Raw genomic sequence first — 14746 nt, 5'->3', positions numbered from 1 at the left:
CATTCCCACGCGAGCGCGTGGGAATGATCCTGGAAATATCTGCAAACATCTCCTGTCTCCCGAGCGGAATTCAATTGTTCTACCCTCCTGACCTCACTTGAGAAGGTCCCTGCCATGACCAACTGCCTGCGCCATGCCCTGATGGTCTGTGCCCTGTTGCTATCACCCTTGGCCCTCGCTGGCACGGTGCTGGAAAACAGTCTGTGGCGCATCGAACTCGATTCGGCCACCTTGGCTCTGCGCGTCACGCCTGCCGATAACGATCCCGTGCAGGCCTCCAGTGGCGTCACCGCCCATAAAGTCAGCCAGCTTTCCCAAACCCCCAATCAGGCCACATGGCAATGGGACGACGGTGCCTTTCGCCTGAGCGCCACTCTCGACCAGCGCGACCTCGCCCTGAGCATCACGGCCCGGGAAGCTGGCGAACTGAACATCCTCCAGCAACCGGCCAGCGCCATGGGCAAGGGCTTGATCTGGCCACTCGCCGAGGGCCATTACGTGCCCGCCGGCAACACGCTTTGGCAGAACTTCCTGCTGGAGCAGGGTGATGTGAACACTACCCAGGACCTTAGCCTGCCGTTATGGGGGGTCGATTACGGCACGTTTACCCTCAACTGGTTGATGACTAATCCGTACAACAATCGTCTGCACTGGCAGGCCGAGGGCAAGCGCCTGGGGTTGTCAGTGCGTCATGAGTTCACCGCCCTGGCCCCCTCGGCGCCGATGACGTTGCGCCTGCACCTGGGAGGGCCCGATCTGTTGGCCGGTGCCAAGCGCTATCGACAATGGCTGGTTGAACAGGGGCGTTACGAGCCGTTGGCGGACAAGTTGCGGCAGACGCCGGAGGCCGAGAAGTTGCTGGGTGCCAGCCACGTCTACTTGTGGGGCAACGACCTGTTGGGCCCTGGCGATGTGCGCGACTGGTCGCAACTGCGCAAGATACTGCGTAGCGATGACGGTCTGGCGGGGGAGCTGAAAGGTTTGCTGGACAAGGAGTCGATGCAGGTCCTGCAGGTGACCCAGCCGTTTCTCGATCGCTATCAGCAAACCACCTTGTTGCGCGGTTTGAACGCGGCGATCAATAAAAAGGCGCGCCAGAGTTGGCAAGCCGCTGCTGAACCTGACATGGAAAAGCTTGCTGGCGGCTATGGCGCGTTACGGGGTGAATTGGCGGTGACGTTCTCCAGTGCCCTGAGTGCAGCGCCGCAAACCTGGGGCAGCACCTTGTCCACGATCACCGTCAAGTCCTTGCAGGATGCCGGGCTCCAGCGCCTGTTGCTGACCCTTGGCGAAGGCTGGGAAGGTGGGCTCTGGCACCCGGAGGCGGTGCGGGTCGGGGTCGACGCCGGTTACTTGATGGCACCCTATGACTCTTATGAGACCGCCCTGTCGGCCAAGGAAAATCCGGACTGGACTACCGCGCACCTGGGCAGCAGGGCCCATCGCGACTGTGGAATTGTCTTGAAAAACGGCCAGCTCAAAACCGGTTTCCAGAAGTCCGGGTACTACACCGACCCACGTTGTGTGCGACCGCTATTGGAGGCGCGGGTAAAGGCGGTGCAGGCCAAGGCCGGCTTCAACGCCTGGTTCCTTGATGCCTACGCCACCGGCATGCTGTTCGACAGCTACCGCTCCGTTCTCAACATGACCCAGGCGCAGAACGCCGAAGGCAACATTGATGCTTCCCGCTGGATCGGCAATGCCCTCAAGGTGGCGGTGGGCTCCGAAGACGGCAATGCAACTACCGCCCAAGGCATCCTGTTTGCCCACGGCATGCAGACGCCGGTGCTGGGGTGGGGCGATCGGGATATGACTCAGGACAAGCAATCACCCTATTACGTGGGCGCCTGGTATCCACCGGAGCAACCGGCGGTGTTTTTCAAATCCGTGCCGCTGAAAGAGCCGTTTCGCACCGTCTATTTCGACCCGGCGATGCGCCTGCCGTTGTACCAGGCGGTGTTCCATGGCTCAGTCATCACCACGCATCACTGGCTGTTCGACAGCCTGAAACTGAGCAATGTGCAGGGTGAAAACGAACTGGCCCAACTGCTCTACAACGTGCCACCGCTTTATCATCTGAGTGCCGCAACCCTCAAGCAGCGCTTGCCGCTGATCCAGCGACAGGACGGATTTTTTCGCCCGCTGCATCAGCGTCTGGCGACCCAGGCATTGACGGACTTTCGCTGGCTGACGGCGGATCGGCAGGTGCAGCAGACCACCTTTGCCGATGGAACGCGGCTGGTGGCCAATTTTGCCGGGCAGGCGAGAGAGGGTTATGCAGCTAGCAGCGTGACGGCGTTGATACCCGGAGAATCACCTGCGATTTATTCCGTAGCAGCTGTCGAGCCCTAGCGAGGCTGCGTTGGCCGCGCTGCCGAGTTTGAGCCAGCCAGGACCGAGGCGCGCCTGACGCAGCCTCGCTAGGGCTCGACAGCCGTTACGGGTGACTTAGTGTTTGCGCCACACACTCGCCAGCCAGGGTTGCTGCTCCAGGGGTAACCCGGCCGGACGATAGTAATGCTCCAGCTCGACAAACCCCGCGGCTGTCAGCAGCTCTTGCCAAGCGTCAAGGTCGTGATAGGACCCATAACGTGGTCCGTTCCAGCCCTCCTGGTTTTCACCGCGAGGGTTGGAGCTGAACAACACACCACCCGGTTTCAACGCCCCATGGAGCTGCTTGAGAATGCGCGGTAATTCCTGCTTGGGAATATGAAACAGCACCGCATTGGCGAAGATCCCGTCAAAACGAGCGGCAGGCAAATCGAGTTTCAGGAAGTCCTGTTGCAACACTTCGCAGCCGCTGTCTTCGCGGGCCATCTGTGCAAAGCGCTCCGAGCCGTCCAGCCCGACGGCGATATGGCCCATGCGGGTAAACGTCTGCAAGTCCCGCCCCGGCCCGCATCCGAAATCCAGCACGGTAAACGGCGCATCCGCCTGGATGTGCCGCAACAGCGTATCGATGTTCTGGCTCACATCATGGTCGCGGGTGCCCTCGCGGAAATCCTCGGCCACCTTGTTGTAATGGCTCAGGGTGGTGGAAGTGATCTGGTCGAGGTCGTCGGGGGCGAGTTTCATGGCGAGCGGCACCGGGCAAAGAGAGAGCTCGACTATACCTTGTGGCGAGGGGCTGTGCGGCAGCTCCAATAAAGCCACCGCCCTCTCAGCGCTTGTTGAGCACCCGCGCCAAGCGATCCCCACTCAACTGAATCACCGCCACCAGAATCACCAGCAGCACAATCACCGTCAGCATGATCTGGCTGTCAAATCGCTGATACCCATAGCGATAGGCAATATCCCCCAGCCCCCCGGCACCAATCGCCCCGGCCATGGCCGACGAGTTGATCATGGTCACCAGGGTGATGGTGAAGCCGCCAACAATCCCCGGCAGCGCCTCAGGCAACAGCACATGCCAGACAATATGCCAGCGCCGGCAGCCCATCGCTTGCGCCGCTTCGATCAGCCCGTGATCTACCTCCCGCAGGCTGACCTCGGCGATGCGCGCGAAGAATGGCGTCGCGGCGATGGTCAGCGGCACCACGGCGGCCCATACGCCGTAGGTGGTGCCGACGATCAACCGGGTAAAGGGAATCAGCGCCACCATCAAAATCAGAAACGGAATGGAACGGAACAGATTGACGAATGCCCCCAGCACCCGGTTCAGCGCCGGGGCCTGGTAGATGCCGCCCTTGTCACTGGTGACCAGAAACACCGCCAGCGGGATACCCACCAGCAACGCGATCAGTGATGACACACCGACCATCAACAATGTGTCGATGGCGCCCTGCAATAACCGGTCAAACCACATAGCCCAGCACCTCCACCTGTTGTGCCCAGCGCGTGGCGCGGCTGCGCAATTCTTCGGCGCCCAGGGACGAGCCTGTGACCGCCAGCAGCAACTGCCCCAGCGCATGGCCCTGAATCCGTTCAACCCCGCCTTGCAGCAAGCGCACGCGCCCGCCGAGAGTACTGAACAGCGCCGCCAGGTCTGGCTCGTCCTGGGCGCTGCCAGTAAATTGCAAACGCAGCACAACGGCCGCGTCCGCCGACACTGGCTTGGGTTGCAAACGGTTTTGCAGTTCTTCCGGCAACCCATGTTGCAGCGGCGCCAACAGGGTTTTGCTGACCTCGTGCTGCGGGTTGCCGAACACTTCCCACACGGGGCCTTGCTCGACGACCTTGCCGTGTTCGAGCACCACGACCCGGTCGCAGATTTCGCGAATCACCGCCATTTCATGGGTGATCAATACGATGGTCAGGCCCAGGCGTTTATTAATCTCGCGCAGCAGGCCGAGGATCGACTGAGTCGTCTCCGGGTCCAGCGCCGAAGTGGCCTCGTCGCACAACAGAATCTGTGGGTCATGCACCAGCGAACGGGCAATGCCCACCCGCTGTTTTTGCCCGCCGGACAACTGCGCCGGGTAGGCTTTGTGCTTGTCCTGCAGGCCCACTAACTCCAGTAATTGACGGACCTTTTGCTGTCGCTGTTCCTTGGGTACTCCAGCGACTTTGAGCGGCAGTTCGACGTTCTGCCACACGGTCTTGGCTGACATCAGATTGAAGTGCTGGAAGATCATGCCGATGCGTCGGCGCAGCGCCACCAGGTGGTCTTCGTCGAAGTCACCGATGTCTATTTGATCGATCAACACCCGACCGCTACTCGGTTGCTCCAGGCGGTTGATGGTGCGGATCAGCGACGACTTGCCGGCGCCGCTGCGGCCAATGATGCCAAACACTTCACCGCGCTGAATCGCCAGATCGATGCCTTGCAGCGCCGGCACTGGTTGACCGTCATAGGTCTTGCCCAGGTTGATAAAGCGCACATGGGCCCGATTCAGCTTGGGGTGCAGTTCGGTTTGCTCAGCGTCCCGCAGTGTCGTGTCCAGGGCGCGCAATAGGGCGTTGGCGGCGCTCATGTTCAGCCTTCCCAGCCGGCTTGGTAGAGCTTGCCATGGGCTTTATCCAGGGCGGCGCGTACGGCTGGCGAGTGTTGGTAGATGTCGACGAACTTGATCAGGCGCGGGTCGGTTTTGCTTTTCGGCTGGACCACAAACTGGATCACATACTCCTTGTGGTCGAGACCGTCGAACAGCAGCGCGGACTCGGCATCGAAGGTCTTGGCCAGGCGAATGTAAGCCGGGTAGCCCTGCACCAAATCGGCGTCGTCATAAGCGCGCACCAGTTGCACGGCTTCCACCTGCAGGACTTTCAGCTTCTTGGGGTTGGCGATGATGTCTTCTTCAGTGGCCTTGTAGCCCACGCCCGGCTTGAGGGTAATCAAGCCGGCCTTGGCCAGCAGTTGCAGGCCGCGACCGCTGTTGATCGGGTCATTGGCAATCGCCACGGTCGCGCCTTGCGGCAGTTCATCGAAGCTTTTGTATTTCTTCGAGTAGAGGCCAACGTTGTTGATGATCCCCGGCGCGAACGGTACCAGGTCAAAACCGGCGGCGGCCTTGGCGTTTTCCAGGAACGGGATGTGCTGGAAGTAATTCACGTCGATATCCCCGGCAGCCAGGCTGACGTTGGGTGCGATCCAGTCGGTGAACTCCACCAGTTCGACTTTCAGGCCCTGTTTGCCTGCCTCTTCGACGGCGGCTTCCAGGGGGATGGCAAAGGCGGCGGTGGTGCCGACTTTCAGCGGTGCGTCGGTGGCGAATACTGCCGAGCTGAACAGGCCGAGGCCGAGGGCGAGAGCCAGTGCTTTGACTGGGTGGATGAGGAGTGCTTTTTTCATAATGGATTTCCAGTCATAAAAATTTGGTTGAGCAATATGTAGATCGTTCCCACGCGCGTGGGAACGATCAATGGCGGTAGGTAGACCCGGTGTGCTGCTCGGGTAAATGAGCCGATCCATGGAAGACTTTTTCCCGAAGGGTCCCCTGCTCATAAGCCGTCTTGTACGACCCGCGTCGCTGCAACTCGGGAACCACCAGATCGATAAAGTCCACATAGCTTTCCGGCGTGACAATGCGCGTCAGGTTGAAGCCATCCAGGCCGGTTTCGCTGATCCAGGACTCCAGCTCATCGGCCACTTGCTCCGGCGAGCCCACCAGGGTGATGTAGCGACCACCGAGGGCGTGTTGCTCCAGCAACTTGCGCCGGGTCCAGTCATTGTTTTGTAGGGTTTTGGTGGCCGACTGGATGGCGTTGCTTTTCACGTACTGGATCGGTTCATCCAGCTCGTATTGGGAAAAATCGATCGCCGTGGATGCGGAAAAATGCGCCACACCGGCTTCGGCGCTGGCGTAGCTCAGGTACTCGGCGTGCTTGGCCCAGGCCAGTTCTTCAGTGGCGCCGACGATTACGTTCAGGCCCATGAACACCTTGATGTCGTCCGGGTTGCGTCCTGCCTCGACGGCGCTGGTGCGCACCTTGTCCACCTGGACCTTGGTTGCCGCCTTGTTCTGCCCGCTGATAAACACGCACTCGGCATGGCGCCCGGCGAACAGCAGGCCGCGATCCGAACTGCCGGCCTGGAACAGCACTGGCGTACGCTGCGGCGATGGCTCGCAAAGGTGATAACCCTCCACCTGATAGAACTCGCCGTGATGCTCGACCTTGTGCACTTTGTCCGGCTGGGCGTAGACCCGTGCTTGCGGATCGTTGATCACCGCGCCGTCTTCCCAACTGCCTTCCCAGAGTTTGTAGAGCACCTGCAGGTACTCGTCGGCCTGGTCGTAGCGGCGGTCATGTTCGACTTGCTCGGTGAGGCCCATGGCCTTGGCGGCGCTGTCCAGGTAGCCAGTGACAATGTTCCAGCCCACCCGGCCACGGCTCAGGTGATCGAGCGTGGACATGCGCCGGGCGAACAGATACGGCGGCTCGTAGGTGAGGTTGGCGGTCAGGCCGAAGCCGAGGTTTTTGGTGACGGTGGCCATGGCCGAGACCAGCAGCAGCGGGTCGTTGACCGGCAGTTGGATCGACTCCTTGAGCGGCACGTCCACCGAGTCTTGGTAGACGTCATACACGCCAACGATATCGGCGATAAACAGCCCGTCGAACAATCCGCGTTCCAGCAGTTGCGCCAGTTCGGTCCAGTATTCGACCGTCTTGTACTGGGTCGAAGTATCCCGCGGATGAGTCCACAGGCCGTGGTTGATGTGCCCGATGCAGTTCATGTTGAAGGCATTGAGCAGGATTTTCTTTTTGCTCATCAAATAGTCCCCCGCAGCGGCGGGTTTTCATCGTTGAGGTAATAGTTACCCACCGCGTGGTACTTCCAGCGCACCGGGTCGTGCAGGGTGTGCACCCGGGCGTTGCGCCAGTGACGGTCCAGGCCATGTTCGGCCAGGGTCGCCTGGCTGCCGGCCAGTTCAAACAGGGTGCTGCCGGCGGCCAGGGCAATCTCGGTACTCAGCGCGCGCACTTCAGCGACGGCAATGGACGCGGCGGCGACGGTCTGGGCATTGGTCTCGGCCTGGGCGCGATCAAGGAAAACGCCAGCGCGTTCCAGCAGGGCTTCGGTAGCGTGCAGGCGAATGCTCAGGTGGCCGAAGCTTTTCAGGGTCAGCGGGTCTTCGGTGGCCTTGTCGTTGCCGGAATCTATCCACGGCCGGGTTTTGGTGCGCACGAAGTGCAGGGCATCTTCGAAGGCGGCGCGGGCGATGCCGGTGTCGATGGCAGCGTGAAGGATCTGCGCCAGCGGGCCAACCGGGGTCGGGCGTTCGAAGGCACTTTGAAACGGGATCACATCGGCGGCGGCCACCCATACGTTGTCGAACACCACCGAACCACTGCCGGTGGTGCGCTGGCCGAAGCCGCTCCAGTCGTCGATCACCGTCAGGCCCTGGCTGTCGCTAGGGACAAAGGCCAGTTGCTGGATGCCGTTTTCGTCCACCACGGAGGTGGGAATACGCTGGGCGTAGAGGGCGCCGGTTGAGTAAAACTTGCGGCCGGCAATGCGGTAGCCGTCGCCGTCACGGGTCAGTTTTGTCACCCGGTCATGGGCGGTCTTGGTGCCCAGTTCCGCCAGGGCATTACCGAAGCGCTGGCCGGCCAACACTTCGGCATACAAGCGCTTTTGCTGCTCAGGGTTGCCGTTGACCCGCAATACTTCCAGCGCATAGAAATGGTTCTGCGGGATCTGCCCCAAGGACGCATCGGCTTGGGCGATCAGCGCCGTAACCTTGGCCAGGGTGACGTTGGAAACGCCAGCACCGCCGTACTTCTTGGGCACGCTGATGCCCCACAGGCCGGAGCGGGAAAATACGTCCAGCTCAGCCAGAGGCAGGCGGCGTTCGCGATCGCGCAGGGCGCTGTCGCGACGGAAATCTTCGGCCAGGTCGCTGGCAACAATAAGGGCTTGTTCATCGCTGGTGATGACCGCGACGTGGTGAGAGAAAGTCATTTTTGTTCTCCAGAAGCTTGGTCGAAAAAGTGTTCTGGTCGGTTAAATCCAGGAGTGTCGGGCCGGCAAGGTGCCGTTGAGGTGATAAGCGCCTACCGCGTGGTACTTCCAGCGCACCGGGTCGTGCAGCGTGTGCACCCGTGCATTGCGCCAATGGCGGTCGAGGTTGAACTCGGCGAGGGTGGCGCGGCTGCCGGCCAGTTCGAACAGCTTTTCGCTGGCCAATAAAGAAATTTCAGTGGTCAGCACCTTGGCTTCGGCCACGGCAATCGAAGCCCGTGCTGCAGATTGCGCGGTGATCGGCGCAGCGCTGACTTGGTCCAACACCTGGCCGGCCTTACGCAGCAGCGCTTCGGCGGCATGCAGTTCGATTTTCAGTTTGCCGATGTCGGCGATCACGTAAAGGTCATCGCTGGCCCGTTCGACCTTGGCGTCGATCCACGGTCGAGAGCGTTCACGCACGAAGCTGATGGTGTCGTCGAGGGCACCACGGGCGATACCGGCGTCGATGGCCGCCTGGATCAATTGCGACACGGCGCCCTGAATGTTCGGGGTCTGCCCCAGCCTCCAGTTGTCTACCACCAGTTCGGCGTCCACCGGCACGTTGTTCAGCAACACCGTGCCGCTGGCCGTGGTGCGCTGGCCGAAGCCCGACCAGTCGTCGACGATACGCAGCCCCGGGGTGCCACGGCGCACAAACGCTATGACCTGCTGGCCGTCATCATTCAATGCCTTGATCGCCACCCAGTGGGCGTACAGCGCGCCAGTGGAGTAAAACTTCTGGCCGCTGATGACAAAACCGTCACCCCCGGCGGTGATCCGGGCCTTGAGGTCCAGGGTGTGTTTGGTACCGCGCTCCGGGCCCCCGTTGCCAATGCGCCAGCCGTCCAGCACGCTCTGGAACAATTGTTTTTTCTGCCGCTCGTTAGCGGTACCTTGCAGCAAGTGCAGGATGCCGAACTGGTTCTGCGGGATTTGCCCCAGGGCCGGATCTGCGGCACTGATAATCGCGAAGACTTCGGCCAGGGTCACAAAGGACACCTGCGGGCCGCCGTATTCACGGGGGATGGAAATACTGCCCAGGCCGCTGCGGGTGAACTGCTCGATTTCGGCCCAGGGCAATTTGCGTTGTTGATCGCGCCGTGCCGCTTGTAGGCGGGCAGCCTGGGCAAGCTCGTGGGCAGCGTCGAGGGCCTCGGCGTCGTTGCGCAGTACCTTGGCGGGCAACAACAGCGGGGCAATGTCCAGATCACTCTGGAGGGGAGCTTGTGCCAAGTTAGACATCTGTGCGCCACTCCATGGCTGCACGCAATGCCCTGGCGTTACGCACCGGGGTGATTTTGACCATACCTACCTCGCATCCGTTGAAAAACAAAAAAATCAGGAATGTCCGGTGGTCCGGTGCATATACCCTAATCGTGTTTATTTTTTAAATAAACTAACTTTTAGGAATATGCATAGATGCAGGCAGCAGCAATCGCTCCGAACGTTAAGCGCAGGCGAGCGCCATAGACCCAAAGGAGCGATTTAATGAGGGGCCAGAATGGGAACCAATCCTCTGGGCGTTAGATAAGAGGGTTGGTTAGTTGGCGTCACGAGGGTCAGCTGGGCAGACAGGAAGTTATGGAGTATTCAGATGGATCTTACTGTAGTTGCGCTTTAAGACAGTCTATCTATGATGACTTTTATCCAATGATTAAAGGGTTTTTCTCAAAAAAGGCTAAAGAATCGAGTTGCCTTTCGGCAACTCTATAAAGCGAAGTTTCTTACAATAGATTGGCGCAAGTTAGTTATTGATAAACTTGCTGAGAAACTGCCGGGTACGTTCTTCCTTGGGGTTGGCAAACAGTGCCTTGGCTTCGCCTTGCTCGACGATTACGCCCTTGTCGAAAAAGATCACCCGGTTGGCCACGTCGCGAGCAAAGCTCATCTCGTGGGTGACGATGACCATGGTGCGTTTTTCTTCGGCCAGGCTGCGAATGGTTGCCAGCACTTCGCCCACCAACTCAGGGTCCAGGGCCGAGGTCGGTTCGTCGAACAGGATCACTTCCGGTTCCATCGCCAGGGCCCGGGCAATCGCTACCCGTTGCTGCTGGCCACCGGACAGGCGCCGAGGGTAGGCGTCTTCCTTGCCCGCCAGGCCAACCCTGGCCATCAGCTTGCGACCGAGGGCATCAGCGGCTTCCCGTGGCATCTTCTTGACCACTATCGGGCCTTCGATGACGTTTTCCAGCGCCGTGCGGTGAGGGAACAGGTTGAAGTTCTGGAACACAAAGCCCACGTGCTGGCGCAGGCGCCGCACCAGGCTCTGTTGCTGGTTGAGGGGGCGGCTGCCGTCGATCTGGATATCCCCGACCTTGATCCGGCCGCTGGTGGGTTCTTCGAGAAAATTCAGGCAGCGCAGGAAGGTGGTCTTACCGGAACCGCTGGGGCCGATGATGGCGACGACTTCGCCCTCCTTGACCTCAAGGTCGATACCGTCAAGCACCACCTGACCCTTGAATTGTTTGGTCAGTTTTTCAACCACGATCATGCTTCAAGACTCCAGGTCATGCCGGTTGACCCGTGCTTCCAGGCGATTCTGCAGGTGTGCCAGGACACTTGCGAGTACCCAGTAGATCAAGGCGGCCGACAGATACATGGTGAAAATTTCGAAGGTGCGTGCAGAGACCAGTTGTGCCTGGCGAAACAGCTCGGGCACCTGGATGGTCGCGGCCAGGGCAGTGTCCTTGACCAGCGAAATAAAGCTGTTGCCCAGGGGCGGCAAGGCTGTTCGCATGGCCTGCGGCAGGATGGCCCGACGCAAGGTCTGCGCGCGGGTCATGCCGATACTGGCTGCCGCTTCCCACTGGCCACGCTCGATGGAACTGATCGCGGCACGCAGGATTTCACAGGCATAAGCGGCCATGTTCAGCGAGAAGCCGATCATTGCCGCCGGTATCGGGTCCAGCTCTATGCCCACTTGCGGTAAGCCGTAATAGATCAGGAACAGCTGCACCAGCAGCGGCGTGCCGCGAAAGAACGACACATAGACCCGGGCGATCCAGCTCAGCAGCTTGAAGCGCGACAGGCGCATCAAGGCCAGTGCGAACCCCAGCAGGGAGCCAAAAAACATCCCACCCAGGCTAAGAATCACCGTGTAGTACGCGCCCTTGAGCAGAAAGGGCGCGGAGTCCAGCGCGAGTTGGAAACCTGCTTCCATTATTGAGTGACGTCAGCGTTGAAGTATTTCTCGGACAGCTTTTTCAAGGTGCCGTCAGCGCGCAGTTTGTTGATGGCCTTGTTAACGGCGGCCAGCAATTCAGGTTCGCCTTTGCGCAGTGCTACGCCGGCTTCCTGGCGAGAGAAGGGTTCGCCAGCGGCGGCGGTGTCCGGGGCTTTTTTCGACAGTTCAAGAGCGGCCAGACGGTCTACCAGAATCGCGTCGATACGACCGATGCGCAGGTCCTGGTATTTGGTCGGATCATCGTTATAGGTCTTGATGATGGCTTTCGGCGCGTTGTCCTTGAGCCATTGCTCGTAGTTGGTCCCCAGGCCTACACCGACTTTCTTGCCAGCCAGGTCGGCAACGGTCTTGATGGTGCCTTCATTCTTTTTCAGGGTCAGCGCTTGAATACCGGAAACGGTGTAGGGCTCGGAGAAGTCGTACTTCTTCTTGCGCTCTTCAGAGATGGTCACCTGGTTGATCACTGCGTCCAGGCGCTTGGATTCCAGCGCTGCGAGGATGCCGTCCCATGGGGTGGCTTGTAACTTGACCTCGACCCCCAGCTCCTTGGCGAGGGCTTGGGAGAACTCGGCCTCAAAACCTGTGAGCTTGCCGCTTTCATCGACGAAGCTGAACGGTGGATAGGTGCCTTCCAGGCCGACCTTGATCACACCGGCCTTCTTGATGTTGTCCAACTGCTCGCCAGCAACCGCCTGGCCCAGCAACCCAGCCCCTAGGGCCAGCCCCAATGTGCCAACCAGTAACGTGCGACGGAATACAGAAATAGTCATGAACAAGCCCCTGTGTTTTTTATGTTGAGCGAAGCAGGTGACAGCAGTAGTCGTATCCTGCCTTAAAGCGGCGTGTGCGTCTCGCAACACGTTCGCTTTTGGCGGGACTATAAATTGGGTTTTTAAGACTTGAAAATAATATAAATCACGGCCGTTATTCTTTTTTGGAATATGTGACGAGGTTGTTCAGAACAGCGAGTCATAAGCAAACAGCGCCGGAGCGCCGCCGGTGTGCAGGAAGATGATCGGGCCGTCCTCAAAGCGCTGGCGGCCAATGCCATCCAGCAACCCGGCCATGGCCTTGCCAGTGTAGACCGGGTCCAGCAACAGGCCTTCCTGGCTGGCCAGCAGCTTGATCGCCGCCAGGGTGCCGGCATTTGGCTCGCCGTAACGGGGGGCGAAGTATTCGTCCCAGAGGATCACCTTGAAGCTGGCGGGAATCTCGACACCGAGCAACTCGGCAGTCCGTTCGGCCAAGCCTTGCACCTTGGGCCGCTGGGCCTCATCGGTGCGCGACACGGTCACACCAATCACCGGCAAATCCGGCAGCGCTTCACTCAAGGCCAGGGCCAGCCCGCTATGGGTGCCGGCGCTGCCCGAGGCGAGCACCACGGCGGCAAAGGTGATGCCGCTGTCTTCGATCTGCCTGGCCAGCTCCAGCCCGGCGCGCACGTAGCCCAGGGCACCGATGGCATTGGAGCCGCCGATGGGCACCTGATACGGTTTCTTGCCGTTGCTGCGCAGGCGCTCGGCGAGGGCGCGCAGTTGTTCGTCGGCGTTGTCCAGGTTCTCCACCAATTCAACTTTGGCGTCGAACAGCTCCAGCAACAGGCGGTTGCCGTTGCCCAGGTAGTTGGGGTCTTTGGTGCCGGTGGGGTTTTCCAGCAGGGCGACGCAGCCCAGGCCCAGCTTGGCCGCCAAGGCAGCGGTTTGGCGCACATGGTTGGACTGGATGGCGCCGGCGGTGATCAGGGTATCGGCGCCTTGGGCCAGGGCATCGGCCGCCAGGTATTCGAGTTTGCGCAGCTTGTTGCCGCCCATGGCCAGTGGCGTGGTGTCGTCGCGCTTGACGTAGATATCGCGGCCCAGCCAGGCCGATAACCGATCGAGTTTTTCCAGGGCAGTGGCGCCGCCCAGCAGTTCCAGACGATTAAAACGGTCGAGCTGTTGTTTGATCATGGCTACGCACGGGAGATAAAAGATGCAGCGACTATAGGCAGGCACTTTTCATCGGGCAACCGCCAATCGCTTATGTCGGTTGGTTATGTGCTCGGCATGATTAGTTCTTAAGGCGGACCCTGTGGCATGTCGTAAGGTAGCGGTCATTTCAGCTTCAAGCGGCAAGCTTCAAGCTTCAAGTAAAAGCAGGCGGGTTCTTGCTTGCAGCTTCCCACTACCGAAGGTTCCACCATGAGCGAGCGTTCCAGTCATTGGCAATTACAGACCATCGTCAGCCAGTTGCGCAGCGCCCGGGACCAGTGGCGCACCCACAATGGCCGGGTCAGCGGCGAGCAGGGCGGGCGTGAACTGCCGTCGCGGGACGCTGTGGCGCAGATTCTTGAAGCGCTGTGCGGAGCACTGTTCCCCATGCGTTTGGGGCCGGTGGACCTGCGCGAGGAAAGTGAAGACTTCTACGTCGGTCATACCCTCGATGTGGCGTTGAACGCCTTGCTCGCCCAGGCCCGCCTGGAGTTGCGCTATGCCGCACGACAAGGCGGTCAACAAGACCGCGAAATCGATGCCACCGCCATCCGGTTGATCCAGGATTTTGCCCTGGCGCTGCCAGCTCTGCGCAGCCTGTTGGACACCGACGTGCTGGCCGCCTACCACGGCGACCCGGCCGCCCGCAGCGTCGACGAAGTGCTGCTGTGCTATCCGGGGATTCTGGCGGTGATCCACCATCGCCTGGCTCATCATCTGTACCGCGCCGGCTTGCCGCTGCTGGCACGGATCAGTGCGGAAATCGCCCACTCGGCCACCGGCATCGACATCCACCCCGGCGCGCAGATCGGTCCGAGCTTCTTTATCGACCACGGGACGGGTGTGGTGATTGGCGAGACGGCGATCATTGGCGAGCGGGTACGCATCTACCAGGCCGTAACCCTGGGGGCCAAGCGCTTCCCGGCCGATGAGGACGGGCAGTTGCAGAAAGGTCATCCGCGCCACCCGATTGTCGAGGACGACGTGGTGATCTACGCCGGGGCGACGATTCTGGGCCGGATCACCATCGGCAAGGGCTCGACCATCGGCGGCAACGTCTGGCTGACCCGCAGCGTGCCGGCGGGGGCCAACCTGACCCAGGCGAATTTGCAGCATGATGATGGGGCGCAGAAGTAGGTTTATTTAATGATCGCTCCCACGCAGAACGTGGGAGCGATCAGTTCCAAGTTTCTGCTGAACGTTTTG

13 protein-coding genes are annotated in these 14746 nt (G+C 60.4%); 2 read left to right on the top strand and 11 right to left on the bottom strand.

The window, feature by feature from the left end:
- Positions 1-114 precede the first annotated feature (114 nt).
- Positions 115-2352, top strand: a complete 2238-nt coding sequence (locus ACZRJ6_RS24345) for a glycoside hydrolase (RefSeq protein ID WP_463968913.1) — start codon at positions 115-117, stop codon at positions 2350-2352.
- A gap of 96 nt (positions 2353-2448) precedes the next feature.
- Here ACZRJ6_RS24345 and ACZRJ6_RS24340 read toward each other — a convergent pair whose 3' ends face one another.
- The 11 genes from ACZRJ6_RS24340 to ACZRJ6_RS24290 form a co-directional block, all read right to left on the bottom strand.
- A complete protein-coding gene (locus ACZRJ6_RS24340) occupies positions 2449-3075 on the bottom strand; it encodes a class I SAM-dependent methyltransferase (protein ID WP_463968914.1) in 627 nt (208 codons plus the stop codon).
- An 85-nt stretch (positions 3076-3160) separates the two neighbouring features.
- The gene (locus ACZRJ6_RS24335) at positions 3161-3805 is read right to left on the bottom strand and encodes a methionine ABC transporter permease (protein WP_463968915.1); all 645 of its coding nucleotides are present in this window, start codon (positions 3803-3805) and stop codon (positions 3161-3163) included.
- On the bottom strand, positions 3795-4913 hold the full coding sequence (locus ACZRJ6_RS24330; RefSeq protein ID WP_463968916.1) for a methionine ABC transporter ATP-binding protein: 1119 nt from the start codon (positions 4911-4913) through the stop codon (positions 3795-3797). Before ACZRJ6_RS24330 ends, ACZRJ6_RS24335 begins: the two co-directional genes overlap by 11 nt.
- Before the next feature lie 2 nt (positions 4914-4915).
- A complete protein-coding gene (locus tag ACZRJ6_RS24325) occupies positions 4916-5731 on the bottom strand; it encodes a MetQ/NlpA family ABC transporter substrate-binding protein (RefSeq protein WP_463968917.1) in 816 nt (271 codons plus the stop codon).
- A 67-nt stretch (positions 5732-5798) separates the two neighbouring features.
- A complete protein-coding gene (locus ACZRJ6_RS24320) occupies positions 5799-7151 on the bottom strand; it encodes an LLM class flavin-dependent oxidoreductase (RefSeq protein WP_463968918.1) in 1353 nt (450 codons plus the stop codon).
- Positions 7151-8344 (bottom strand): SfnB family sulfur acquisition oxidoreductase, encoded by a 1194-nt coding sequence (locus ACZRJ6_RS24315; protein WP_463968919.1) that lies wholly within the window; start codon positions 8342-8344, stop codon positions 7151-7153. Before ACZRJ6_RS24315 ends, ACZRJ6_RS24320 begins: the two co-directional genes overlap by 1 nt.
- 42 nt (positions 8345-8386) lie before the next feature.
- On the bottom strand, positions 8387-9628 hold the full coding sequence (locus ACZRJ6_RS24310) for an SfnB family sulfur acquisition oxidoreductase (RefSeq protein WP_463968920.1): 1242 nt from the start codon (positions 9626-9628) through the stop codon (positions 8387-8389).
- A gap of 502 nt (positions 9629-10130) precedes the next feature.
- Positions 10131-10877: an L-cystine ABC transporter ATP-binding protein TcyN gene (tcyN, locus tag ACZRJ6_RS24305; RefSeq protein WP_463968921.1), complete on the bottom strand. Its 747-nt coding sequence runs from the start codon at positions 10875-10877 to the stop codon at positions 10131-10133.
- A gap of 3 nt (positions 10878-10880) precedes the next feature.
- Entirely contained in the window at positions 10881-11546 is a 666-nt protein-coding gene (gene tcyL, locus ACZRJ6_RS24300; protein ID WP_463968922.1) for a cystine ABC transporter permease, read from the bottom strand.
- The gene (gene tcyJ, locus ACZRJ6_RS24295; RefSeq protein ID WP_463968923.1) at positions 11546-12340 is read right to left on the bottom strand and encodes a cystine ABC transporter substrate-binding protein; all 795 of its coding nucleotides are present in this window, start codon (positions 12338-12340) and stop codon (positions 11546-11548) included. Before tcyJ ends, tcyL begins: the two co-directional genes overlap by 1 nt.
- Before the next feature lie 186 nt (positions 12341-12526).
- Positions 12527-13519 (bottom strand): D-cysteine desulfhydrase, encoded by a 993-nt coding sequence (locus tag ACZRJ6_RS24290; protein WP_149413882.1) that lies wholly within the window; start codon positions 13517-13519, stop codon positions 12527-12529.
- A gap of 231 nt (positions 13520-13750) precedes the next feature.
- Between ACZRJ6_RS24290 and epsC the strand changes: the two genes are divergently transcribed.
- Positions 13751-14677 (top strand): serine O-acetyltransferase EpsC, encoded by a 927-nt coding sequence (gene epsC / locus ACZRJ6_RS24285; RefSeq protein WP_149413881.1) that lies wholly within the window; start codon positions 13751-13753, stop codon positions 14675-14677.
- The last annotated feature ends 69 nt before the right edge of the window (positions 14678-14746 follow it).

This window comes from Pseudomonas sp. C321, assembly GCF_055407105.1.
This window is presented reverse-complemented; position numbering and strand designations above follow the sequence as displayed.